The organism is Nitrospira sp. T9, from assembly GCF_052156535.1.
Classification (GTDB): Bacteria; Nitrospirota; Nitrospiria; order Nitrospirales; family UBA8639; genus Nitrospira_E.
In genome coordinates this window covers 23380-46020 of sequence record NZ_JBQKUP010000037.1, presented here as the reverse complement: position 1 = coordinate 46020, position 22641 = coordinate 23380, and the positions used below count along the sequence as shown (strand labels likewise).

The 22641-nt window shown below is 50.7% G+C and carries 26 protein-coding genes; 13 read left to right on the top strand and 13 right to left on the bottom strand.

Annotated features, from left to right (window positions below; translation table 11 throughout):
* Window positions 1–18: 18 nt before the first annotated feature.
* From ACTRXD_RS13080 to ACTRXD_RS13060, 5 genes are all read left to right on the top strand, one after another.
* Window positions 19–1386, top strand: a complete 1368-nt coding sequence (locus ACTRXD_RS13080; RefSeq protein WP_442432234.1) for a glycerate kinase type-2 family protein — start codon at window positions 19–21, stop codon at window positions 1384–1386.
* A gap of 57 nt (window positions 1387–1443) precedes the next feature.
* Window positions 1444–1833: a MazG nucleotide pyrophosphohydrolase domain-containing protein gene (locus ACTRXD_RS13075; RefSeq protein ID WP_442432233.1), complete on the top strand. Its 390-nt coding sequence runs from the start codon at window positions 1444–1446 to the stop codon at window positions 1831–1833.
* Window positions 1834–2030: 197 nt separating this feature from the next.
* On the top strand, window positions 2031–2627 hold the full coding sequence (locus tag ACTRXD_RS13070) for a LemA family protein (protein ID WP_442432232.1): 597 nt from the start codon (window positions 2031–2033) through the stop codon (window positions 2625–2627).
* Between the two features lie 30 nt (window positions 2628–2657).
* Window positions 2658–3563, top strand: coding sequence for a TPM domain-containing protein (locus tag ACTRXD_RS13065; RefSeq protein WP_442432231.1), 906 nt, complete (start codon window positions 2658–2660; stop codon window positions 3561–3563).
* Between the two features lie 6 nt (window positions 3564–3569).
* Window positions 3570–4214, top strand: a complete 645-nt coding sequence (locus ACTRXD_RS13060; protein WP_442432230.1) for a TPM domain-containing protein — start codon at window positions 3570–3572, stop codon at window positions 4212–4214.
* Here the strand turns inward: ACTRXD_RS13060 and panC are convergent.
* The 5 genes from panC to ACTRXD_RS13035 form a co-directional block, all read right to left on the bottom strand.
* Complete coding sequence (gene panC, locus ACTRXD_RS13055) at window positions 4211–5071, bottom strand: pantoate--beta-alanine ligase (protein WP_442432229.1); 861 nt, start codon at window positions 5069–5071, stop codon at window positions 4211–4213. The genes ACTRXD_RS13060 and panC overlap by 4 nt on opposite strands.
* Window positions 5072–5074: 3 nt before the next feature.
* Window positions 5075–5629, bottom strand: coding sequence for a 2-amino-4-hydroxy-6-hydroxymethyldihydropteridine diphosphokinase (gene folK / locus ACTRXD_RS13050; RefSeq protein ID WP_442432228.1), 555 nt, complete (start codon window positions 5627–5629; stop codon window positions 5075–5077).
* Between the two features lie 33 nt (window positions 5630–5662).
* A complete protein-coding gene (locus tag ACTRXD_RS13045; RefSeq protein ID WP_442432227.1) occupies window positions 5663–6838 on the bottom strand; it encodes an LL-diaminopimelate aminotransferase in 1176 nt (391 codons plus the stop codon).
* 132 nt (window positions 6839–6970) lie between these two features.
* Entirely contained in the window at window positions 6971–7654 is a 684-nt protein-coding gene (locus ACTRXD_RS13040) for a type 1 glutamine amidotransferase (protein WP_442432226.1), read from the bottom strand.
* Between the two features lie 139 nt (window positions 7655–7793).
* On the bottom strand, window positions 7794–8462 hold the full coding sequence (locus ACTRXD_RS13035; protein WP_312741714.1) for a class I SAM-dependent methyltransferase: 669 nt from the start codon (window positions 8460–8462) through the stop codon (window positions 7794–7796).
* 362 nt (window positions 8463–8824) lie between these two features.
* Between ACTRXD_RS13035 and ACTRXD_RS13030 the strand changes: the two genes are divergently transcribed.
* Window positions 8825–9490: a hypothetical protein gene (locus ACTRXD_RS13030; protein ID WP_312741717.1), complete on the top strand. Its 666-nt coding sequence runs from the start codon at window positions 8825–8827 to the stop codon at window positions 9488–9490.
* Between the two features lie 113 nt (window positions 9491–9603).
* Here the strand turns inward: ACTRXD_RS13030 and ACTRXD_RS13025 are convergent, their stop codons facing one another.
* The 3 genes from ACTRXD_RS13025 to ACTRXD_RS13015 form a co-directional block, all read right to left on the bottom strand.
* Window positions 9604–11370, bottom strand: a complete 1767-nt coding sequence (locus tag ACTRXD_RS13025; RefSeq protein ID WP_442432225.1) for an ABC transporter ATP-binding protein — start codon at window positions 11368–11370, stop codon at window positions 9604–9606.
* A 107-nt stretch (window positions 11371–11477) separates the two neighbouring features.
* Window positions 11478–11699, bottom strand: a complete 222-nt coding sequence (locus ACTRXD_RS13020) for a DUF6812 domain-containing protein (protein ID WP_312644452.1) — start codon at window positions 11697–11699, stop codon at window positions 11478–11480.
* A gap of 33 nt (window positions 11700–11732) precedes the next feature.
* A complete protein-coding gene (locus ACTRXD_RS13015) occupies window positions 11733–11828 on the bottom strand; it encodes a 30S ribosomal protein bS22 (RefSeq protein WP_312644457.1) in 96 nt (31 codons plus the stop codon).
* Window positions 11829–12050: 222 nt separating this feature from the next.
* Between ACTRXD_RS13015 and ACTRXD_RS13010 the strand changes: the two genes are divergently transcribed.
* Window positions 12051–12545 (top strand): hypothetical protein, encoded by a 495-nt coding sequence (locus ACTRXD_RS13010; protein ID WP_442432224.1) that lies wholly within the window; start codon window positions 12051–12053, stop codon window positions 12543–12545.
* A gap of 34 nt (window positions 12546–12579) precedes the next feature.
* Window positions 12580–14226, top strand: coding sequence for an L-aspartate oxidase (nadB, locus tag ACTRXD_RS13005; RefSeq protein ID WP_442432223.1), 1647 nt, complete (start codon window positions 12580–12582; stop codon window positions 14224–14226).
* Window positions 14227–14229: 3 nt separating this feature from the next.
* On the opposite strand, the gene ACTRXD_RS13000 is transcribed toward nadB, so the two are convergent.
* Genes ACTRXD_RS13000 through ACTRXD_RS12990 form a run of 3 tightly spaced genes read right to left on the bottom strand, consistent with a single transcriptional unit; the run spans window position 14230 to window position 17285 of the window.
* Window positions 14230–15117: an aminotransferase class IV gene (locus tag ACTRXD_RS13000; RefSeq protein WP_442432222.1), complete on the bottom strand. Its 888-nt coding sequence runs from the start codon at window positions 15115–15117 to the stop codon at window positions 14230–14232.
* Window positions 15118–15137: 20 nt separating this feature from the next.
* Window positions 15138–16646 carry an anthranilate synthase component I family protein gene (locus tag ACTRXD_RS12995; RefSeq protein WP_442432221.1) on the bottom strand — a complete coding sequence of 503 codons (1509 nt, stop codon included), beginning with the start codon at window positions 16644–16646 and terminating at the stop codon, window positions 15138–15140.
* 3 nt (window positions 16647–16649) lie between these two features.
* A complete protein-coding gene (locus ACTRXD_RS12990; protein ID WP_442432220.1) occupies window positions 16650–17285 on the bottom strand; it encodes a hypothetical protein in 636 nt (211 codons plus the stop codon).
* 68 nt (window positions 17286–17353) lie between these two features.
* Here ACTRXD_RS12990 and ACTRXD_RS12985 point away from each other — a divergent pair, with 68 nt between their 5' ends.
* The 4 genes from ACTRXD_RS12985 to atpF all read left to right on the top strand — a co-directional run bounded on the left by ACTRXD_RS12985 (window position 17354) and on the right by atpF (window position 19206).
* Complete coding sequence (locus ACTRXD_RS12985; RefSeq protein ID WP_442432385.1) at window positions 17354–17635, top strand: AtpZ/AtpI family protein; 282 nt, start codon at window positions 17354–17356, stop codon at window positions 17633–17635.
* A 23-nt stretch (window positions 17636–17658) separates the two neighbouring features.
* A complete protein-coding gene (locus ACTRXD_RS12980; RefSeq protein ID WP_442432219.1) occupies window positions 17659–18384 on the top strand; it encodes a F0F1 ATP synthase subunit A in 726 nt (241 codons plus the stop codon).
* Between the two features lie 73 nt (window positions 18385–18457).
* Entirely contained in the window at window positions 18458–18685 is a 228-nt protein-coding gene (atpE, locus tag ACTRXD_RS12975) for an ATP synthase F0 subunit C (protein ID WP_312644477.1), read from the top strand.
* A gap of 14 nt (window positions 18686–18699) precedes the next feature.
* Window positions 18700–19206: a F0F1 ATP synthase subunit B gene (gene atpF, locus ACTRXD_RS12970; RefSeq protein WP_312644479.1), complete on the top strand. Its 507-nt coding sequence runs from the start codon at window positions 18700–18702 to the stop codon at window positions 19204–19206.
* Window positions 19207–19406: 200 nt separating this feature from the next.
* Here atpF and larE read toward each other — a convergent pair whose 3' ends face one another.
* Both larE and rlmN read right to left on the bottom strand, forming a co-directional pair.
* Window positions 19407–20234, bottom strand: coding sequence for an ATP-dependent sacrificial sulfur transferase LarE (gene larE, locus ACTRXD_RS12965; protein WP_442432218.1), 828 nt, complete (start codon window positions 20232–20234; stop codon window positions 19407–19409).
* Window positions 20221–21324: a 23S rRNA (adenine(2503)-C(2))-methyltransferase RlmN gene (rlmN, locus tag ACTRXD_RS12960; protein WP_442432384.1), complete on the bottom strand. Its 1104-nt coding sequence runs from the start codon at window positions 21322–21324 to the stop codon at window positions 20221–20223. Before rlmN ends, larE begins: the two co-directional genes overlap by 14 nt.
* Before the next feature lie 569 nt (window positions 21325–21893).
* Here rlmN and ACTRXD_RS12955 point away from each other — a divergent pair.
* A complete protein-coding gene (locus ACTRXD_RS12955; RefSeq protein WP_312644486.1) occupies window positions 21894–22418 on the top strand; it encodes a winged helix-turn-helix domain-containing protein in 525 nt (174 codons plus the stop codon).
* Window positions 22419–22641: the final 223 nt, after the last annotated feature.

The following is a 22641-nucleotide window of genomic DNA, read 5'->3' as shown; positions in this document are numbered from 1 at the left end:
TCTTGATCAACCACCTCCATGTCATTATCACACCTTAAAAAAACACGGGTCATCGTCCAACTGGCCAATCCGGACACAAAACGAATTTTGAAATCCCTTATTGACGCGGGCTTGGAGGCGTGCGATCCTGCTCTCGCCATCGCAAATACCCTCCGTCTCACCAAGAACCGACTTCAGGTTCATGATCTCCGCTACGATCTGACTCACTTTGGTCGCATCGTCTGCGTCGGAGCTGGAAAAGCCTCTGCACGCATGGCGAAAGCCATGGAACAGATGCTCGGAGATCGGCTTGAAGGCGGAATGGTCATTGTACCGGACGGACATGATGCCCCATGCGACAAGATTCGCATGTTTGAAGCCGCACATCCGACGCCGGACGGACGAGGGATAAAAGCCACGAAACAACTCCTAGCCCTGACTCAATCGCTTTCGCAACATGACTTGTTGATTGTTCTACTCTCAGGTGGAGCTTCAAGCCTGCTCTGCGCGCCATCAATCGGCCTCCCCTTAGCTGCCAAACGACGGACCACCCAGTTACTCCTGCGATCCGGAGCCACCATTCATGAGATAAATATGGTCCGAAAACATATGTCCGCCATCAAAGGCGGACAATTAGCTCAATCCACCCCGGCGACGATCCTGACCTTAATCATGTCTGATGTTCTAGGAGATGACCTCTCCACCATTGGATCCGGCCCGACAGTCACAGATCCCTCCACGTTCCAGGATGCCATAGACATTCTTCAACAATATTCGATTTGGCGCAAAGTGCCTGAAGCCTTACAACGCCACTTACAACAAGGTCTCACCAAGTCCCTTCGGGCACCCAAGAAACCAACCAGAAGGCAGTCGTTACGAAATCGGCATATTGTTCTTGGCAACAACCGCCAGGCCCTCGAAGGCGTGGCCAAAACTGCCAAGCGGTTAAGACTCAAACCCTTCATTCTCCCCTACCCCTTGCAAGGGGAGGCAAAGGAAATCGGCAGCATCCTGGGAGGTTTAGCCAGGGATCTCGTCGAATTCGGCAACCCGGTTCATCCACCAGCCTGTCTTATCGCCGGAGGAGAACCGACGGTCACTGTGAAGGGAAAAGGCAGAGGTGGGCGGGCACAGGAATGCGTCCTAGCAGCAGCCCGGGAATTGGCTGGACTCACAAATGTATTTGTGGCAGGGTTTGGCACTGATGGGACCGATGGACCAACCAATGCGGCCGGTGCGGTCGTCGATGGGAAGACGGTTCAGCGGGCCAAGAAGAAAGGGCTCTCAATTGAGCACGCGTTACATGAACATGACAGCTATACCTTCTTCCAACAGATCCGCGGCCACATCATGACCGGCCCAACCGGCACGAACGTGAACGACATTTATCTGATCGTCGCCATGTAATAGATTATTTTTAATTTTTGCGTTTTTATAAGTAAGAGCTAGAGGAGGTCAAGAACATTGAACGACGCGCAACGCATGGTCCAGGAATTCCACAAGCAATTCGAGATCCACGTGTCTCCTACTCCATCTATCCCGGATGAACCGACCCAAATCCTTCGAAAACGTCTCATCCAGGAAGAATTCGATGAACTGCAGGAAGCCATGCGGGAAAAAGACTTACCGTCTATTGCGAAGGAACTTGCTGATTTATTGTATGTCGTCTATGGCACCGCCGTATCCCTTGGCATTGACATGGAACCGGTCTTCCAGGAAGTCCATCGGTCGAACATGAGTAAAGTTGGCGGACACAAACGGGAAGACGGCAAATGGGTCAAACCCCCAACTTACTCCCCAGCCCAACTTGATGATCTGTTAGCCGCACAAATGGGTTCCGGTGAATCCCTTTAACCTTGCGGTTATTACCAACATGATATTTTGCAATCTGGCCGGTGACGCCTGGACTTATCACAGAAATCCAATCCCAGCGAGAACCCTCCTATTTAACTGGATTGTTCGTTTCCTTGTTTCCAAGAATTTGATGTCTATCTCTTTGGTGGCGATATATTTTGCTGAACTCCAGCTTGCTGGTAAAGGAGAAATGGACGATGGAAAGAATTCTCAAGAGCCTTGTGCTTGGATTGCTCGTCTTGACCTTGTTCCTGAGCGGATGCGGGTATAACGACCTCCAAGGGTTGGACGAAGAAACGAATGCCGCCTGGAGCGAAGTCTTAAACCAATACCAACGTCGGGCCGATTTAATTCCCAATCTTGTGGCGACAGTCAAAGGTTATGCGGCTCACGAAAAAGACACGTTAGAGGGAGTGACCCAAGCCCGCTCTCAAGTCGCCGGGATGACACTGACCCCGGAAGCCTTAAAAGACCCGGGTGTATTTCAGAAATTTCAGGAAGCCCAGCAAGGGCTTTCATCCGCCCTTTCCCGCCTGATGGTCGTCGTGGAAAAATATCCTGATCTGAAAGCCAACGAAAATTTTCGTGATCTCCAAAGCCAACTGGAAGGCACGGAAAATCGCATCACGGTGGCCCGTAAGCGCTATATCGACAAGGTCGCGGAATTCAATAAGGGCGTTCGATTTTTTCCGACAAATCTGACCGCCAAATATCTCCTGGGACTTGAGGTGAAACCAAGCTTCACCGTCGCGGATGAAAAGGCCGTGTCGACCCCTCCCGAAGTGAAGTTCTAACCTGACATCGGTACACCGGACGGCATGAACATGATGAGGCGGAGACCAGGGCAAAGCCTTTACCGGTTAGCCTGGTTGGGACTCCTGAGTATCTTCTTCCTGGCATCGTCCGGGTGGTGCCTGGATGTTCCTCCCCTCACCGGTCGGGTTGTAGACCAGGCCCATCTTCTCTCCCCTTCTGCCATTTCCGATCTGAACGCGGCCCTGGCCGCCCATGAATCCAAAACCTCGAACCAGGTGGCCGTTCTCACAATTGCGTCCCTGGAAGGTCATCCCCTGGAAGAGTTTTCTCATCAGGTAGCAACAGCCTGGGCACTTGGCCAAAAGGGTACAGATAACGGCATCCTGTTCCTGATTGCCCTGCAAGAAAAAAAGGTTCGCATTGAGGTCGGGTATGGGTTTGAAGGCACACTAACCGATGCCAAAAGTTCCCGAATCATACGACATGAGGTGGTTCCACGTTTTCGGGCTGGGGATTTCTCCGGAGGCATCATTGCCGGCACTCACGCCATTCTTGGAACGATTGATGGGACGTACACGAACACGACATCCTCCGCTGACAATAATGCTGGACACGTTGGACTTTGGGAAATTTTTGGCTTGGCGGTCGCAGTGGGGACTGTGGTCGGGTTATTTTTAGGTTCTCGACGACGTGTGAATGGTAGCGTGATTGGCATGCTCCTTTCGTTTGTAGTTGCCTTTCCTGCGGCTCTCTGGCTGGGTATGCTCGCCAGTGTTGCAACCTCTCTTCTTGTTGGTTTGTTCAATAGCGTCGGTGGTCCATCGACTCGACACCCATTGGGATATGGCTCCAACGTTGGATGGCCCGGACAATCTTGGCCAATGGGAGGATCGGGAGGGTTTGGCGGCGGAAGCGGTGGATTTGGTGGAGGCGGGGGCAGCTTTGGAGGCGGAGGTGCCTCGGGAAGCTGGTAATTCACGATGACGTTTTCAGACCAGGATCAGGAACGTATTCGACAAAGCATCCGGGAGGCTGAACGCCATACCCGTGGAGAAATCGTGCCGATGATCGTTGAACGCTCAGCCCGATACCGTGAGACGCAATATCGGGCCGGAGCAGGCTGTGCCTTATTCACGCTTAGTGCCCTGTTAACGATTCAATGGGAATGGATGTCCTGGGGGTGGCATGCCACCAATGCCGGTTGGCTCCTACTGGCAGTCATTGCGGCCTATGGACTCGGATTCTGGTTAGGAACATTCGACCCGGTGATTCGGGTCCTCACCTCAAACGAACGAATGGCCTATAAAGCGAGCCTCCGCGCCCATCAGGCATTTCTGGAACATGGTCTGCATCGAACGGAACTCAGAACAGGCGTGCTGATTCTCATATCGTTACTCGAACACCGGATTGAGATTCTGACAGACCGCGCTATCCTGGATCGGGTTCCCCCGGAGACCTGGAAGAATATGCTGGCCTTGATTCAGGATGGCTTTCACAAAGGAAACCCCGTGGAGTCGTTGTGTCAGGCCATTACTTTATGCGGGGAGGTCTTAGGTGAATATTTCCCGGCAGGTCCCACCGGTCCCAATCCCAATGAGCTCCCGAACGACCTGATTTCAGGTTAACTGTGTGATGGGGGACAGCGGACCAGCAGATTATCAATCAACCGAATGTTCCCCAGTCTGACGGCTCCTAAGATGGCAACCGTTCCACGCACATGAGTCAGTGGTTCCAGATTCCTGGAATTGCAAATTGCAAGATACTCCGGATGCACATCGGGGTCGCTGCGTAAAATCTTTTCCATCCGGGATTGTACCGTTCGAACCTTCCGGACTCCGGCCTTAATGGCATCGCCCCCTTCGCGTAACGCCTTCGATAAGAGCCCGGCTTGCAATCGTTGATTGGCTGAGAGATACCGATTGCGGGAACTGACGGCTAACCCGTCGGATTCCCGCACCGTTGGACAGAGGACCATTCGCATATCCCAGTCGAGATCCTGTATGAGCTGGTTCACCACCAGGGATTGCTGATAATCCTTTTGTCCGAAATAGGCGCGGTGGGGACGAACCAGACAGAATAATTTCGTCACGACCGTCGTCACGCCCTGAAAATGGGTCGGCCGGGCTTCACCCTCCCAGCGTCGCGTGAGACGATTCACCGTGACAGTTGTTTGAAAATTTTCCGGATAAAATTCTTCTGGAGGAGGAGCAAAGAGGAGATCGACACCCGCCCCCCGGCACAAACGCCGGTCGGCGTGAAAACTCCGGGGATAGCGGCCTAAATCTTCAGCCTTACCAAACTGGAGCGGATTCACAAACACACTGACCACGACGGTCCCACAGTGTTTTCGAGCGCGCTGTATTAACGAGAGATGGCCCTCATGCAAGGCGCCCATCGTGGGGACAAACCCGATTGGGCCGTCTAGCGACTCCTGCTTTCTTCTCCAGCTATGCAGATTTCGAACAGAATGAATGACGCGCATGAATCAAGTGAAAGGCCCGGAGCAGGCCCGTCGGGAGCCATACTTCGCCCCGGGAATGACATCCAACTTGTTAACCTGACTGGTATCTGACAGAGACTCTAACAACTCTTTCGCCGAACGATGAAAGACCGGATGAGGCCAATCCGGATCTACTTCCACAAGCGGTTCCAGCACAAATCGTCGCTGATGGAGGCGCGGATGGGGAACGGTGAGTCCTGGTTGCTCAATCACCTGTTGGCCAAAAAATACAATGTCAAAATCCATCGTGCGTGGACCGCGACGGTTGTCTTCATCACGGCCCAACGCTCGTTCGGTTTCTTGAAGAATATCCAGAAGTCGTTGAGCCCTGAGTGTGGTTTCCAGCCTCACCACACCATTGTAAAACCAGGTGGTTCCCAAAATTCCTTGAGGATCGACCGGTTCCGATTCGTAATACGAGGACACTCCGGTGACACGGGAAAGAGGGAGCAGATTCATCAGGGCCACCGCCCGGTCGCACAATTCCTGGCGATCTCCTGCATTGGAGCCAAAGGCGATAAACACGATTTCTTGAGCCATTTCGTTTGTTCGCAAATCCGCCAAAATAAATAGCTACCAGCCGATTTTTTTCATTCGTTCCACCGCTTCTGCTAATTTTTCTTTTGTGGTCGTGACCGTCATCCGGATATAACCTTCTCCCGGATCGCCAAATCCATTGCCAGGCGTGGTCACGATTCCGGCGTTCTCAATAAGATGCGCCGTGAAAGACGCGGAGGTAAATCCTTTCGGCACACCGATCCAGACGTAAAACGCCGCCGGAGGCGAATCCAGCTCCAATCCCATGCTTTTCAAGCCGGGCACCAGGACATCCCGCCGTTCTTGATAAATCGTTCGCAAGCCTTCCGTCACCAAATCATCCAGTTGCAATGCGGTAATGCCTGCTTCCTGAATCGCTTGAAACACGCCGGAATCAATATTGGTTTTGACCTTCCCCAAACCCGCGATGACTTCCTTTCGCCCCACGGCGAACCCGATGCGCCAACCGGTCATATTGTATGTTTTTGACAGCGAGTGGAATTCCACCCCTACGTCTTTTGCGCCTGCTGCCTCCAGAAAGCTCGCCGGCCGTTTACCGTCATAATAAATTTCGGAGTAGGCCGCGTCATGGCAGACAATAATCTGATGCTCTTGCGCAAAATCCGCCACTTGTTGAAAAAATTCCTTACTCGCCACCACCGACGTAGGATTATTCGGGGAGTTGAGAAACATCATTTTGGCTTTTTGGGCAATATCCTTGGGAATGGCAGACAGGTCCGGCAAGAACCCATTCTCTTTCGTCAACGGCATGGTGTAGGAAATTCCCCCGGCAAAACTGGTTGCGACCGGGTATACCGGATATCCGGGGCTCGGAACCAACACGATATCGCCAGGATCGATAAAGGCCAACGGAACATGACCGATGCCTTCTTTTGACCCGATCAATGTCACAACTTCTGTTTTGGGGTCCAGGGTCACGCCAAACCGACGTTGATACCAATCGGCGACCGCAGTCCGAAATGACAACATGCCATCATACGAAGGGTACTGATGGTGCTTGGGATTCCCCGCCTCGCGTCGTAATGATTCAATGATCGGTTCAGGTGTCGGCAAATCAGGATCACCAATACCTAAATTGATGATATCCATGCCACGCTCGATGGCTTTGCGCTTCATGTCATCGATGGCGGCGAATAAGTAGGGGGGGAGCGTGCGGATTCTTTCTGCATACTGAATAGGAAACCCTGCCATGAATTCGTACTCCTTTTCAGAAACTGGTGAATATGAACCTGTTACGGTACCAAATATGGGACCCGTTACGGTACCGTCCCGGAAAAAATCATTTCGAAACGGGAAATGGGAACATGAATTCAGAGGCAGGCGTCACCCTCTCCGAACCAAATGTTCCATGAAGCGATCAGCCAATTGGTGAAGCCTGGGTAGATGAGGTCGGGACCGGGCTTGAATAGACTCTGGTGTCATCCCACCTCGTTGAACATCTTGCGGACATTCACGGCACAAGGCCACAATTCCCGCTTCCTCCAATTCCAGATGAAACAGGAGGCCATACGTTCGATCCGTCATCCGGAATGCCTGAACGGGAAAATCAGCCGAAGTCATCAGATGCGTGCTTCCCGGAGGAAGGGTGATCCCCTCTCCATGCCATTGAAACACGAGAAAGTCCTGAGGCATGGCACACAGGATGGGATCGATCTGTCCCATGTCGGTCAGGGACACGGAACCCATGCCAATTTCAAATTTCGGACCCGGTGCCACCGTACCACCCAACGCTTTGGCCAGCAACTGCGCGCCGAAACAAATGCCGAGGACAGGAATATCACGTGCGAGAGCCATCTCTACAAACTGGCGTTCGGCCTCAATCCACGGATCACGATCATTAACGGACATCGGCCCTCCCATGATGAGCAGAAAATCCCCTGGATCTGCAGGCAACCCCTCTGAAGGGACAACCACATTTCGGACGGCATACCCGCGAGTTTCTAGAGCCTGACGAAAGACGCCAGGACCTTCAAACAAGACATGCTGGAGGCAGATGGCAACCTTCATGAGGTAAGTGTTGGGGTTGAGTCAGAACAAGGAGCCAATCAACGAAGGACAAGACACACCCTTTCGTCGTATAGCTTAGATAGAGAAATAGGTCAGGAGGTAGGGAGGGATGCAACACGGCGAAATTGGGTGGAGAGATCTAAGAATGTCCATTCAATGCAAAACCATTTGCGAATAAAGCCTGTTGACCATTCTTCTTATTCACACATTCCACCAAATGCCAGAACCGCAACGGATTCACTTTCTTTTTATTGACCACCATCAGACACGTGCCTTCCAGGACCGTATGTAAGGCGAGATCGGTTCTGAATCCAATATGCTTACAGAGAGGAGAAATCCATTTTTCTACCGCCGCAATCACTTTATTCCCATTGCTAAAGTGATTCAGCATAATGATCCGGCCACCGGGCTTACACACCCGAATCATTTCGTCCACCACACTTCGATAATCAGGAACTGCCGTGACGACGTAGGCCGCCATCACAATATCATAGTGATTATCCGGAAGATCCATTTTCCCGGCATCCATTCTCTTAAGGGTCACATGATTCAAGCGATGTTCCTGAACCCGACGCCGGGCATGTTCCAACATGCCATCTGAGAGGTCAATGCCAAGAACTTCGCAACAGGAGGGATAGAGAGGGAGCGCTTCTCCGGTTCCTACGCCAACCTCAAGAACCCGATGACCGGGCTCAATAGGAAGCCCTCGGACCGCCGATTCGCGCGATTGCTGAAATACTTTACCAAAGGTGTGGTCATAAACAGATGCGTACGCACTGTATACACGCTCAACTTTCTCAAGATTCATTGTTTCTCCATGATGGTGTCCTTCGCAATCCACACCCCTTCAAGGGAAATTGACATTCGACATTTGTTCCGTGTGATAAGGGATTGCTTACCTGAGGCGAGAACCCCAAATAACTGGTACCGTAGGGGGACGGCCACCTATGTATGTAATAAATCAAACAGTTTGCTAATCTACCGGAGCGGCATGAGGGAGTCAACTAGAAATCACTTTTCCGATCCCAGGCCGACTCCAACCGGTGCAGGTAACCGGATAAGCCCCTGCTCCAACCTGGCACCATCCAGGGATTGCAATGGCTTAAGGTGTCCTCTACAATTCCGGCATTCATCCTGAGTCATGCCTCGAAAGTACCAAGGAGAATGCGCATGGTTTCATTGCTGTCTTTGTACATTCGTCTCCCTCTCACTCTTTGTGCCCTCACCCTGATCGGTGTGGGGACTCACCCATCGCTCTCCTCCGCAATCGAGCTGTCCATTACATTAGATCAAGCCAATAAGGCCATGGCAGCTGGTCGCAAAACTATGGAACAAGCCGATTCGGTAGAGGATGTGGCAGCAGTGATGAAAGCCTCGGAACGTGCGGTTCGGGTCGGTGCGGACCCGGAAGTGGAACCCTGTGGGGCACATGCCATTTTAAGAACGCGCCTCTATTGGTTGGAATACTTTGGACGCCGCGAAGCGGCAGAATCCAAACGACAGAAACAAGAAATTCGTATGCCAGAAGCCAAAATCCAGGAGATTCTGGAAATGCCCTACCTTGAAGTTGAGGTTCGCCTTTGCGGAGAGGATGAGTTCTTTGCGGAAGGAGCAGAAATTGCTCTCCAGCAGGGCTCAAACACCATTCGCCCTGTGGATATTGGGCCGGCTGAGCGCGGACGAAAAAATCCAGGGGATACTGTCAGCTTTCGATCGAGGTTTACAGCACGCTTCGCCTATGCCGACTTCGATCCAATGGCGCCTGGAACCCTCGCAGTGTTTTTTCCTGATGGAAAACTGATTAACATACCAGCCGACTTCTCAAAAATTCATTAACCCCATTTTTCACAGAAACGGGATTAACGGATTCGCAAACACGACCTATTCCCTTTTCAATGGCGGGCAGAAGCCAGCTTTTCTTTATTTTTCCGCTTGGCTCATACGCCTCTTTATTGAGACAACGGTTGGGCTGAGTCTTCCAAGGTCTCCGTTATTCCTTCGACCTCTCTAAGTGTATAGAGATGATGATAGAGCCCACGCTTGGCAAGCAGTTCTTCGTGCTGACCTTCTTCCACAATTGTGCCTTTATGCAGGACCAGAATACGATGCGCCCGCTGAATAGAAGAAAACCGATGCGCGATCATGAGGGTGGTGCGTCCCTTCATCAGTTCCGTTAACGCCGACTGGACCAGCGATTCGGACTGGCTATCCAATGCGGAGGTCGCCTCATCCAGGATCAAAATTCTCGGGTCTTTCAGCAACGCCCTGGCAATGGCGATGCGCTGCCGCTGCCCTCCAGACAAATTGATCCCTTTTTCACCGAGAATAGTCTCATAGCCATCAGGGAGCAACTGAATAAATTCATGGGCATTGGCTCGGCGACTGGCCTCAATCATGTCAGATTCAGGGGCATCGGCTCGACCATACCGTATATTGTCTGCAATCGTTCCGCCAAAAAGCAGGGTTTCCTGCGGCACAAGCGCCAACTGTCGATACAAACTCTCCACTTGAATCGATTTGAGATCATGCCCGTCGATAAGGACCCGACCGGCAGTTGGATCATAAAATCGATGCAGTAAATTCACAATAGTTGTTTTCCCGGCTCCTGTTGGTCCTACTAACGCCACACATTCCCCGGCCTGAATCGAAAATGATACCGCATCCAACACGGGGGATCGGCCCTCATAGCCAAATTGCACGCGATCGAACTCCACCTTCCCATGAATGGGCCATAAGGCCTTCGCCATCGGACTATCATGGATTTCCAGTGGCGTATCCAAGAGTTCAAACACCCTGGTCATCGCTCCTTGCACTTCCTTGACCTGAGAGAACATTCGCGCCGCTGACCCAAACGGGCCAATTAAAATCCCCGCAAAGAGAACAAATGCAAATAATTCCCCGGGCGAAAGCTGGCCTTCGATGACTTGTTTGCCCCCATACCATAAGACGCCAATCGCCATGACAAAGGTACAGAAGGTGATGACAGGTACAAAAACGGCCAACACTGCTGTCCGTTTCATGGTGGTCGCTAATAAAGTCTCTACGGCTGAACGAAACCGCGCGTCCTCTCGTTTTCCCTGAACAAACGATTTGACCACACGAATGCCTGACACCACTTCTTCAATCAGCGTGGTAACGTGGGCCGTTTGATCCTGAATTTGCATGGATAAAAATTTCAAACGCCTTCCAAACATCCTGGCGACGATGGCCAGCAATGGCAAAACGATGAGAATCAGGACACACAACCGCCAATTCATCACCAACAAAAATCCCACCCCCCCGATGATGGTCACGAGATGCTTCAGGGCATCCATCGGGGTCTCAGTTAATAAATTTTGAATCACCCCGACATCGTTCATCAATCTGGAAATCAACTCTCCTGTTCGCCGTTTGGCAAAGAAATTCAGTGACAAACGATGGAGGTGAGAAAAAACGTGGGTACGAAAATCCGCCATCACATGCTGGGAAGCCAGCGCGGTCAAATAACTATGCGCCATGGATAAGAGGCCCTGTCCGATCACCAACCCGACAAAGACCCACACCATGCTTGTCAATTTCGGCAAATCGCGTTGGACCGTAATAAGATCCCACAGCGTGCCACCCAACCGGATGAGTAACAGGTTGCACGCCGCCACACCCATCACCAGGACCCCCGCACCGACCATGGGCATCAAATACGGACGGAGGAAGGGAATAAATCGAGACAGATAGTTCATAGGGGCCTTACACGAACAAGTGATATTTTCCGTTGAGAGAAAGAATGGAATGCCCTAAAGCTAAAATCGGAAGGTGCAACAAGGCGAGAGAAAAGACGAATGAGCGGTTAATCGAGTTGAATAACCGATTCGATCTGATTTTTATTCAAAGCCACAAACGCCGAATGTTCAGTGTCATTGATCAGCACATCTGTTAAGTTAATAAACAAGACAGACTCATCATTTAACACATCTGAAATTCGATTTCGCATAGGCGGGATCAAGATATCCCCCACATAAGATGACAGAGAGGAACGGACCCGAATACGAGTTTTTTTCCCCTGGGTCATATGCAAGCCCTTGACCATCCCGGCCTATGGAAATTAATTACGACGTTTGGCAAATTTCATTCGGCGAAGGAGCTTTTTATGTTTATGCTTACGCATTTTCTTCCTACGCTTTTTGACAACACTCGACATAAAGTTACATTCCTGGGTGAAATCGTTTCTACTACCGTAGTTCGAACAGTTCTCTCCGCCTATTTGGCAAACTCGCCCCTACTGCCGGTTGACTACCTATCATGGGGCAAAGAAAGGTGTCAAGGTAAGTACGACAGTATACCTGGTCATTCACTTAATAATCATCAACTTTCTATTAATTCTCTTGACCCCCTCCGGCATTCTTCTTCATTATAGAATTTCATGATTCTACTTAAATTTTTGCATAAACATGTTTTTGTGCTTTTAATAACCATTCCGGTCATTTTTTCACTTGCCGGAACAGGATGTTCGAAAAAGGCCCCCAAATATCCTGAGGACCACGCCCGCTTCCAACGAGTAGTGCAAGCCATCAAAGCACTGGAACAGGCCTATGTCAATCAAGATGCTTCGGGCTTTCAGGAATTACTCCTTCCACTGGAGAATCTTGACCTTCTTGAGGCCAATGTTCGTGAGGATTTCGCCACGTTTTCAAATATCCGGTTAGACCTGACTATCGACCGCATGGTGATTGATGGAGACCGAATTTCGGCCTTTGTGTCCTGGCAAGGCAACTGGGAACGCACTCCCCAGGGACCTTCTGCTCAAGCGAGCGGTCATGGAATCCTGTTATGGAGTGGCAATCAAGTTATTCTGCTCCGCAGGATCGAAGGGGACCTGCCGTTTGGTATGACACACCGTCTCAATTTTCCCTCTTAATCATCAATCCTTTTTCCCTGTTTCAGTCATTACCATGCCTTCCATCGTCACATCTCACCATTCCTCTCACATGATTTCCACGGATTTCCTGATTTTAGGCGCGGGGGTCGCGGGCCTTCGAGCCGCAATTGAATTGAGTCGACATGGACGAGTCACAATGGTCGCCAAAGGTGGCCCCCAAGACAATAATTCCTTTTACGCCCAGGGAGGCGTGGCGGTCGCGTTGAGTGAAGAAGATGACGTGGTGCTCCATTTGGCGGATACCCTGAAAGCCGGCCATCAACTCTGTTCGCGGCCAGCTACCAAAATACTCGTTGAAGAAGGCCCCACGCGCATTCATGAATTGATCGAATGGGGAGCAAAATTCGACACAGTGGATGGCAAACTGGCGTTCACCCGAGAGGGAGCCCATAGTCGCCACCGAGTGTTACGAGCCGGAGGGGATGCCACTGGCAGCGAAATGGTTCGTGCGCTCAGCGTTAAAGCCCAAACGCTGAAAAATCTGACATGGATGGGCAATCATGTTGCGGTTGAGCTGCGTATCCAAGACGGACGATGCTGGGGCGCCTTAATCCTGGATGAACTGAGTGGGCATCTTAAGATCGTCTGTGCCCCAGCCACGATTTTGGTTACAGGAGGAGCCGGACAGGTCTATGCTCGAACCACCAATCCACCCAATGCGACCGGAGATGGCATTGCCATGGCTTTTCGAGCCGGCGCCATGCTGGAGGATATGGAATTCGTCCAATTTCATCCGACCGCACTGTATCTCCCTTCGAGTCCTCCCTTTTTGCTATCTGAAACGCTACGAGGAGAAGGAGGGATTTTGCGCAATAATCGCTGTGAACGCTTCATGAAAAACTATCATCGGAGCCAGGAACTCGCGCCACGAGACATTGTATCCCGGGCGATCTGGACGGAAATGCAACGAACCAAGGCTCGCCATGTCTATTTAGATGTGACGCATTTGGGAGCAACATTTTTGAAAGAACGGTTTCCTACCATTTACTCAACCTGCTTACGGTACGATATCGACATCACGGAGGAATGGATCCCCGTCTCCCCCAGCGCCCATTATTTTATGGGAGGAGTCAAAACCGATCTGCATGGGGCCTCTACCCTTCCAGGCCTGTTTGCGGCTGGAGAAGTGGCCTGCTCCGGCGTGCACGGTGCGAATCGACTGGCGAGCAATTCTTTGCTGGAAGGTCTGGTCTTTGGCTACCGCGCAGCTCAAACCGCTTCAACATGTCCGACGACCGGCTCTTCCCCAAACTTCTCGGATTCCCCTCTTTTCCGAAAATCCACCGGCCGGAAAATGTCCACTCAAGATGTGGAAAAAATTAGAAACTCCCTGCGGCGTTTGATGTGGTCTAAAGTCGGATTGGTGCGGACAGGAAACTCATTAAAAAAAGCGGTCGATCAGATTCAGCAATGGTCGCACAAGCTGTCGGCTGCTCCGTGGAACCGGCCAGGATTAGAAACACGGAATATGGTTCTGGTTGGGCAATGCATTGCCGAATCTGCACTTTGGAGAGCCAATAGTGTGGGCGCGCATTTCCGTGAAGACTTTCCATTCTATAAAGGCTTAGCATGGAAAACCCATAGCCACTGTCAACAGGAAAATCTTTCCAGAGCCACTGAGGCTACCCGGAAGAACCCAAAGAAAATCACACGGGGTTGAATATCATAATTCTTGTGGGCTCGTGACAAACGGTCCCAACCATCGTTCTAAATTCTCTTGGAAAGCCCGCCATAAGGCCATCGTGATTTTCCCACTCCTGCCTTGACCAATAGGATTTCTTCCAATGTGAGAGACCGCCATAATTTCAAGACCCGTATTCGTCATAAAGCATTCATCGGCTTGAAGCACATCCTCGGCTGCATACGCCCCTTCTTCCACTTCAATACCCAACTCTCTGGCTAAGATTATCACCACTTCCCGAGTGATCCCCTCAAGGATCCCGCAAGCAACCGAAGGAGTATGCAACCGGTGATTGGACACAAAAAAGATATTGCTCGTCGTACATTCCGTCACATGACCATCCATATTCAACATCAGAGCATCGAACGCTCCGGCCTGCACGGCTTCCTGCTTGGCCAGAATATTATTGAGAAAACTCAGCGACTTAATTTGCGGCGATTGGGCAGACTCTGGATTCCGTCGAACTGAGACGAGCTCCAACCGGATTCCCTGCTCTCGCATGGGAGCAGGATAGGACACCACAGACTTCGCCATCACGACGATTGTTGGGCTGAGACAGAGACCGGGGTCAATCCCGAGTTCCCCTTCTCCTCGAGATATCGTCACGCGCAGACCTGCATCCTGAAGCCCATTCCGAATCAGCATTTCGGTCATGATGCTCGCCCAGACATTATCCTGGATTGGAAGAACCAGGCCGATCAGTTCACAAGATCGTCGAAGTCGCGCCAGATGCCGTTCCAGTAAAAAAATTCGTCGCTGGTAGACGCGAAGAGTTTCATAGACTCCATCCCCATACAGAAACCCATGGTCAAAGACCGAAATCCGAGCCTGTTCTTTTTTCACAAACTCCCCGTTGAGAAATATCCACATCTCCTATCCCCGTCTTGTCGTCAGCAGTTCCCTTTCAGAACTTGAAAAAAGGCTTCGGCTTTTTGGAGCGTTTCCTGATACTCCCGGTCCGGTTCGGAATCTGCCACGATTCCTGCTCCCACATGAAGCAATCCGTGTCCTTCCGTGAGCAACAACGTGCGAATGGCAATATTCAAGTCAAGATTCCCGTTCCATCCAATAAACCCTATCGACCCGGTGTATATTCCCCGACGAACTGGCTCAAGCTGCTCGATCAGTTCCATGCAGTGGACCTTCGGCACCCCGGTAATCGTCCCTCCGGGAAACGTGGCTCGAATGAGGTCGAAACCATGGTAAGGGTCCCGCAGGCGGCCGGAAATATGGGAAACCATATGCATGACATGGGAATAGCGCTCTACCGTCATTAATTCATTGACACGAACGGATCCATAATCGCACACCCGCCCCAGGTCATTTCGAGCCAAATCAACCAACATGAGATGCTCCGCCCGTTCCTTTGGACACGACAACAGATCTTCCGCCAGAAGTCGATCATCGTGAGATTCTCTGCCACGAGGCCTGGTGCCCGCGATCGGACGCATATCTGCATGTCCTTCTGTAAGGCGGACTAACCGTTCCGGGGAATTACACACAATAACGTCGGACTCCAACACGAAAAAGGCCGAATGGGGAGAGGGATTAACCTTGCGCAATTGCCGATATAAGTTGGCTCCGGCTTCCGCTTGGCTTGCAAAACCGTGAGTCACGTCCTCTATCCGAAATCGATGAGAGAGATTAGCCTGATAAATATCTCCCGCAGCAATGTACTGCTGGCAGGTACGCACCCGATCCATATACTCCAAAGACGATTGCTCCCCCTCTATGCGAAGTGAAGACCTGGCGGAGTGCATCTTCGTTGGGAGATTCTCAGGGATCATCACCTTGGCTTGCAGATCAGACAGGCGCGCCTGCCCTTCTCGGTACAAGTGATCCCAGCTTTCGGTCGCCAGGCGGTCTGGCGAAGGCGAAAATATCAGCCAGGCCCCTGGCGAGTGATGATCCACGATGACAAACATCTCGACAAACAGAAAATACAGATCAGGAAAATGCAGATCATCCCGTAGGCGTTCCGGTAACACCTCAAACCTACGAACAAGGTCGTAGCTGAAACAGCCGACCGCTCCTCCCTGGAAAGGCGGGAGATGGGGCCACGAACTGACGGGCTGACTTACAAAGGTATGCTGCAACAACGCGAAAGGGTCCCCAATGTGGGTTTCCTTCTTATCTATCGAAACAGTTTCATACGTGTGTCCCTTCCCCCGCACGACGCGATAGGGTTCGCACCCCATATAGGAATAACGATGCGCCACTCCTTCCTGGACGGCATCATGCTCCATGAAAAATGAATGCGGGGCATAACCGGTCACCCGGCCAAAGAGGTCAAAGGGATCATCAAAAGCAGGGAAACAATGCTGAATAAGCGGAAAATACTGATTCGAATGAACCGAGGAAGGAACTCCTCGTTCGGCATGCTTGGAAATGGGGGACAAGGGTTAAGGACTACCTGATGAAGGAGATTCCAACGCCTGCATGGCGTCCTCCTGAGACAACAACCCCTTTTGCACCAGGGTTTCGAGCAGATCTTTGACGGCTTTTTCAGAAGAGCGCCGAATCCCGCGAACCCGAACACCAGGGGGATAAAATCGAAGAAAATCAGGATTCGTCACCCTTATGGTGACCGACTCACTCTCTCCATAGGGGGACAGGTCCGGCCGGGAACTGGGAATCCTGAAAAAAGGTTTCCCCTCCTGAGTTATTCCATCGGAACCTTCGATTCTGACACGGTTGATGATTTCTTTTCCGGAAATCTCCAGGACGGAATCCACCACCAGGATCAGAGTATCGGCAATTAGCGGATGGCCCGTCTGGTTTTTCACCTTCACCGTATATTCAACTTCACTCACTGACGTTAATAAATCGTTTCCAGAAAAGGGGTCGAGTTGCTTATATTGAACGACCGGCACCACGCCACCCGTTAAATCCGGCAAATCATCAACTCCGGATGAAGTGCCCCACACGGAACTCCCACTCGTGGCAACCGCCAGGATCAGGAATAATACAAAATGCTTCATCATCATGAATATTGGCCAAAAAATAAATACGGAACCGAACCCCCGAGGAGTCTTCATGATCCTCCTTCTTCCTTGACTGTACCTTACCATAACAATATCGAAAAATGGGACCTTTGTTGCTTGACATGATTCGGGATTTTTTGCTTGAATGTGACCCCTTCCAACGACTCGCCTTGCCGATTGAAAAAATGGCACCTTCTCAGGATCCAATGTTTGCGGGGCTGGGACAGGCAATGCGAGTGGGGACGGACCTTCTTGCCGCCCTTATCGTCGGTGGATTCCTTGGTTGGTTAACTGATTCGTATGTGTTGGATACCACACCCTGGGGTGTGGCGATAGGACTGGTACTGGGATTAATCGCTGGAGTTCGCAACGCCTACCGTGCAGCTCAGCGTTGGAAACAATGAGTCGCTAGACACAAGGTTTAGTTTTGGAAGATCCGTTACATCCCTTCGAGCTTCATAACTTTCTCCCGCTTTCCATTTTCGGCCTTGACGTTTCCGTCAATAAGGCTGTCTTGATGATGTGGGTCGTGGTGGGACTTGTTACTTTCATATTATTGAAAGCTGGTGGCGCCAGGGCACTCGTGCCTTCTAAGCTCCAAAGTCTTGCGGAGTTGCTGGTTGATTTTATTCGCGGGATTATCCACGACACGATGGGGGCCTCCGGGATGCGATATTTCCCGCTCATCAGCGCCCTCTTTTTGTTTATCTTATTTTCAAACCTGGTCGGTCTTATCCCTGGATCCTATACAATTACCAGCCAGATCATTGTGACCGGGGTGTTCGCTGTAGGGGTTTACCTACTTAGTCTTATCGTCGGATTTCAACTGCATGGGGCAAAATTCCTTGGTATACTCGTTCCTCCTGGCACGCCAGGGTGGCTCCTTCCCTTAATGATTCCCATTGAATTAATTAGTCAAATAGCCAGACCAATCTCACTGGCCGTCAGATTGTTCGCCAATATGACTGCAGGCCATGTGATTCTTGGGGTATTATTCGGCCTTACCATTGCCGGCGGACTCCTGATAGGATGGCTGCCTTTTTCCTTTACCATCGCACTCTATGGCTTAGAAGTCGGGATTGCCTTTATCCAGGCTTATATTTTTACCGTGTTAACCTGCGTCTATATCGGCGACGCGATGCATTTACACTAACTGGCATTCGAACGAAACGATCAGAGGACGTTTTTACAATTAGTCCCTTTTAAACTGGGAGGACAACACTACAATGGATTCTGCAGCAGCAGCACTTTTGGGAATGGGCCTGGCAGCGGCGGGCTTTGCGGGTGCCGGTATCGGCATCGGGTATATTTTTGGAAAAATGATTGAGGCGGTTGCCCGTCAACCCGAGGCGGAAGCTCGAGTCGGCAAGTACATGTGGATCGGGTTTGCCCTGGTAGAAGCCATCGCGCTCTACGGACTGGTCATCGCCTTTATCATCATGGGCAAAGGATAAAGGGCTCCTGACCTATGCCACAATTTGACTCACATTTCTTTTCGTCGCTGATATTTTGGGAACTCCTGTCATTTGGGATCCTCTTATGGGTGCTCTATAAGTACGCCCTCCCCCCGATCCTGGAAACACTGGAAACCCGGGAACGCAAGATCAGGGAAAGCCTCGACCAGGCCGAACAAAACCGGCTTGCAGCAGAACGAAAGCTCAAGGAATACGACGCCAAGCTGCAGGTGGCTGCCAAAGAAGTGGAAACGATCCTGGCAGAGGCCAAGCAACAGGCTCAACGACTGCTTGATGAAAATGAGCAACGGCTTCGTGCCGAATCCCAGAGAATTAAAGAGGAAACGACACAGGACATTGAGCGGGAGCGACGTAAGGCCATTCAAGATATCAAAACCCAATCCGCTGAGCTGGCCCTTATGATTGCGGAAAAGGTAATCGGTCGAAGCTTATCGGACGATGATCATCGGCGATATGCCGAGGAAGCTCTTGCAGCCGTCGCTGCCCAATCAAAAAACTAAGGCTTTCCCCATTCTCTCCGAATAGCCTCAAGCACAGAGCGATTCATTCAAGAATCGCCTACATCAAAACGCCATGCACAATAAGAAAGAGGGAAGAATCACTTCCCTCTTTTTCTATGGTGTGCACAAGAACGCCTGCAAATAACGGTTTTTGAGTGAGACACTCCAGTGACCCGCTCCCAAAAATCATGGTCTATGCTTCAATGGTTCGTTGAGGAAAGATTCCCACCTCCGGCCCGATACCCTTCTAAGTCCAGCGTGACCGTTTGAAATCCCAGCTTCTTAAATTCCTCCACTAACCGGGATCTGCCCGGTTCTTGTGTCAAAATCGACATTTGGGTTGGGTCAATCTCGATTCTCGCCAAATCGCCGTGAAGACGAACCCGCACTTGCGTCACTCCTTGAGCCACCAAAAAGGCCTCGGCACGCTCTACCCGTGAAAGATAGGCTTTTGTAATTGGGAGTCCACGGGTAATTCGTGAAGACAAACAGGCTGCGGCAGGCTTATTCCAATTTGCCAACCCCAAACCTTTTGCCAATTCCCGAATATCCGCCTTACCGAATCCCGCTTCAACCAAAGGACTCCGCACGCCGAGTTCTCGGGCCGCCTTGATACCGGGACGATCTTCTCCTAAGTCATCCACATTAGTCCCGTCTACGATTGTCTGAAATCCCACGGCATCGCGAAGGCTGGAAATCAACCGGTATAAGTCTGTCTTGCAATGAAAGCACCGGGTTGCATCATTTTTGACAAACGCATCAATTTGCAACTGATCCGTTTCCACAAATTGCAATGGCGCCCCGATCGCGGTGCTTAATCGCTTGACCTCTTCCACCTCGAGTGATGGAAATGTTGGCGAAATCGCCGTGACCGCTTTGGTCCGCGCACCAAGTGTGTCAAAGCCCACTTTTAACACGAGGGTGCTGTCGACCCCTCCAGAAAACGCGATGACGACCGATCCCATTTGGCGAAAGAGTTCTTGCAAGGCTTCGTACTTCCCCTGCAGAGTTGGTTCAAGGCTGAGCATAGAGAGGGAGACTCCTTTTCTTGTTCGTCGTCGTCTGATTTAAGACTTCGGAAGCTGATCGACCCAATTGGCCGCAAGCTCCCAACACATCATCTCCCCGGCTTTTTCGGAGGAACACATCCAGACCTTTGTTTCTTACCATACCTTGAAAGGCATCAATAACTTCTGATGACGGACGCCGAAACGGATTACCCGGGAATTCATTAAAGGGAATCAAATTCACCTTACACCGGATTCCCTGTAAAAGGCGCACCAAACGCCTGGCATCATCCGGTGAGTCATTGACCCCCGCTAACAACACATACTCAAACGTCAGGGGGCGCTCACTGAATCGGGTATACTCGCGGCAGGCATCGAGTAATTCGGATAAATCATAGCGCCCATTCACTGCAGGCATCAGATGTGACCGCTGCTCATTGGTGGTGCCATTTAAGGATATGGCCAGATTCACGCCTAATCGCCGCACATCTGGAAATCGCGGAATCCATCCGGCTGTTGACACCGTAATACGTCGTGGAGAAAAACCCAAACCCCACTCAATATTGGTGAGACGCTGAATCGCTTCGGCGACCGGCTCAAAATTCACCAATGGCTCTCCCATTCCCATGAACACCAGGGAAGACAGATGCTCCCCTTCCCCCAGATAGGCTTGGACATTCAACACCTGCCCGACAATTTCATGCGCGCGCAAACTTCGTTTCAGGCCCATTTCAGCCGTTAAACAAAAGCCACAATCCAGCGTACAGCCGACTTGAGATGACAGACACAAAGTCCGTCGACGGCCATCGGGGATCAATATCGTTTCCACAGCCAGGCCATCTTCTAAATTCCATACAAACTTTGCGGTGCCATCGCTGGCAATGGTTGGAGGTGCCCCCCCCATGCGGTGAATGGTCGCCACCACCTGCAACCTGGCTCGATCGGCTTTTGACAAGTTGGTCATCGAGTCAATATCCACTGCACGATGTTGGTAGAGCCATCTGAGGATTTGGTTGGCACGATATTGTGGCCAACCGAGTTGCTGAATGAAGTTATTCAGTTCATTCGCGGTGAGGGCAAGGAGGTTAAGATGATCGGTATTTTTGTTCATCACGGCTAAATCCAACAATTAAATATTTCAACAATCATAGCATCCCTACATTCCCAAGCCACCTCAAGAAAAGTGGAGAATTTCTCAAAATGCCAAATTAATTACTAGGTATTCCTACAACACAACCTGTTGTCATTTTCTCAATGGAATGCTTCAAAACATGAGTTCTTCCATACCATACTTTTGAACTGTAAATCCTCATCATTAACGATATGGCCACATTATGCCTAAATTTTCGTCAATTTACTCGTCACCAGACATAAAAAAAAGCAAATCCCCTACCACGCTACAATACCTAGTTAATAAGACACATTTATGAATCGTAAGGAGGATGAACATACCAAATATTGAATTTATTAAATCATATGGCACTAAGTTTAGGCTTTCATTTTCAACATGTAATTTTATAATGACATCTTCACAAACATGCCATTGACCTATAATCAACCAATCGTAATTTGCATATTTGTTTGAAGACATCCTTTAAAAATAAAAATTTAAAGCTTGCTTGTTGACTTTGCTTTAAAACACGAATAGAATGAGGCTCAACATATGGTGGAGCTTGCGAAATGGAGGACCAAAATGACCAGCTTAAAGATATCAGCGATGGGCTGGAGCAGCGCATCAGTGTTTATGAGCGCAAACTCAAGGATCTCCAAAAAAAACGGGAGCAGGTAGGTGAGGAAATTGCGACGGTTGAGAAATATCTGGAGTTGGCAAAAACCCTCTATCGCGTCGAAGCTGACAAAGCGAAGCTGGCGAGTCTCTCCAGCCAGATCTTCTCGGAAAAAGAGGGACATCTGTCCTCAGCCGACACGGATGTCGCGTCTAAGTCGAGGGAAATTCTTCTAGGCCGAAGCAAATATGTGGGCATGAGCGTCCCTGATGCAGTGTATATGGTTCTCCAAGAGGTAGGTCGTCCATTGCACGCCAAGGAACTTTTTCAACGTCTGAAAGAAGGCGGGATGCCAATCAGGGGAAAAACCCCTGTCACGTCGGTTGCTACATCCTTAAAAAGGGACCCTCGATTTCGTAAAGTGGGGCCCAATACATTCGAAGTCAATCACGAAAAATCTTTAACCAAAGCCGTCTGACCCGCATTGACGGACGCTTGTATGATCTGAAAGGGGGTGAGTGAATTGGCAGCAACGAAAAAGAAAGCCGCTCCAAAGAAAAAAGCCGCGGCCGCGAAACCCAAAGCTAAAGCAAAAACCAAGAAGAAGTAGCTGTAGATCCCACCTGCAGTGCCACCGGGAGTGGGGCCACCCACTCCCGGTGTGTTTTTCTCCCCAACTCCCTTAAACACTCACACAACAA

Excerpts from the sequence above, each read along its gene's own strand:
- rlmN (WP_442432384.1), bottom strand. The coding sequence starts at position 21,324 with ATGAACAAAAATACCGATCATCTTAACCTCCTTGCCCTCACCGCGAAT.
- ACTRXD_RS13045 (WP_442432227.1), bottom strand. The coding sequence starts at position 6,838 with ATGGCAGGGTTTCCTATTCAGTATGCAGAAAGAATCCGCACGCTCCCC.
- ACTRXD_RS13020 (WP_312644452.1), bottom strand. The coding sequence starts at position 11,699 with ATGACCCAGGGGAAAAAAACTCGTATTCGGGTCCGTTCCTCTCTGTCA.
- panC (WP_442432229.1), bottom strand. The coding sequence starts at position 5,071 with ATGCGCGTCATTCATTCTGTTCGAAATCTGCATAGCTGGAGAAGAAAG.
- ACTRXD_RS13015 (WP_312644457.1), bottom strand. The coding sequence starts at position 11,828 with ATGTCGAGTGTTGTCAAAAAGCGTAGGAAGAAAATGCGTAAGCATAAA.
- ACTRXD_RS13065 (WP_442432231.1), top strand. The coding sequence starts at position 2,658 with ATGATGAGGCGGAGACCAGGGCAAAGCCTTTACCGGTTAGCCTGGTTG.
- ACTRXD_RS13030 (WP_312741717.1), top strand. The coding sequence starts at position 8,825 with ATGGTTTCATTGCTGTCTTTGTACATTCGTCTCCCTCTCACTCTTTGT.
- ACTRXD_RS13040 (WP_442432226.1), bottom strand. The coding sequence starts at position 7,654 with ATGAAGGTTGCCATCTGCCTCCAGCATGTCTTGTTTGAAGGTCCTGGC.
- ACTRXD_RS13035 (WP_312741714.1), bottom strand. The coding sequence starts at position 8,462 with ATGAATCTTGAGAAAGTTGAGCGTGTATACAGTGCGTACGCATCTGTT.
- atpF (WP_312644479.1), top strand. The coding sequence starts at position 18,700 with ATGCCACAATTTGACTCACATTTCTTTTCGTCGCTGATATTTTGGGAA.
- ACTRXD_RS13025 (WP_442432225.1), bottom strand. The coding sequence starts at position 11,370 with ATGAACTATCTGTCTCGATTTATTCCCTTCCTCCGTCCGTATTTGATG.
- ACTRXD_RS13060 (WP_442432230.1), top strand. The coding sequence starts at position 3,570 with ATGACGTTTTCAGACCAGGATCAGGAACGTATTCGACAAAGCATCCGG.
- ACTRXD_RS13010 (WP_442432224.1), top strand. The coding sequence starts at position 12,051 with ATGATTCTACTTAAATTTTTGCATAAACATGTTTTTGTGCTTTTAATA.
- nadB (WP_442432223.1), top strand. The coding sequence starts at position 12,580 with ATGCCTTCCATCGTCACATCTCACCATTCCTCTCACATGATTTCCACG.
- ACTRXD_RS12990 (WP_442432220.1), bottom strand. The coding sequence starts at position 17,285 with ATGAAGACTCCTCGGGGGTTCGGTTCCGTATTTATTTTTTGGCCAATA.
- atpE (WP_312644477.1), top strand. The coding sequence starts at position 18,458 with ATGGATTCTGCAGCAGCAGCACTTTTGGGAATGGGCCTGGCAGCGGCG.
- ACTRXD_RS13000 (WP_442432222.1), bottom strand. The coding sequence starts at position 15,117 with ATGTGGATATTTCTCAACGGGGAGTTTGTGAAAAAAGAACAGGCTCGG.
- larE (WP_442432218.1), bottom strand. The coding sequence starts at position 20,234 with ATGCTCAGCCTTGAACCAACTCTGCAGGGGAAGTACGAAGCCTTGCAA.
- ACTRXD_RS13080 (WP_442432234.1), top strand. The coding sequence starts at position 19 with ATGTCATTATCACACCTTAAAAAAACACGGGTCATCGTCCAACTGGCC.
- folK (WP_442432228.1), bottom strand. The coding sequence starts at position 5,629 with ATGGCTCAAGAAATCGTGTTTATCGCCTTTGGCTCCAATGCAGGAGAT.
- ACTRXD_RS12985 (WP_442432385.1), top strand. The coding sequence starts at position 17,354 with ATGATTCGGGATTTTTTGCTTGAATGTGACCCCTTCCAACGACTCGCC.
- ACTRXD_RS13070 (WP_442432232.1), top strand. The coding sequence starts at position 2,031 with ATGGAAAGAATTCTCAAGAGCCTTGTGCTTGGATTGCTCGTCTTGACC.
- ACTRXD_RS12955 (WP_312644486.1), top strand. The coding sequence starts at position 21,894 with ATGGAGGACCAAAATGACCAGCTTAAAGATATCAGCGATGGGCTGGAG.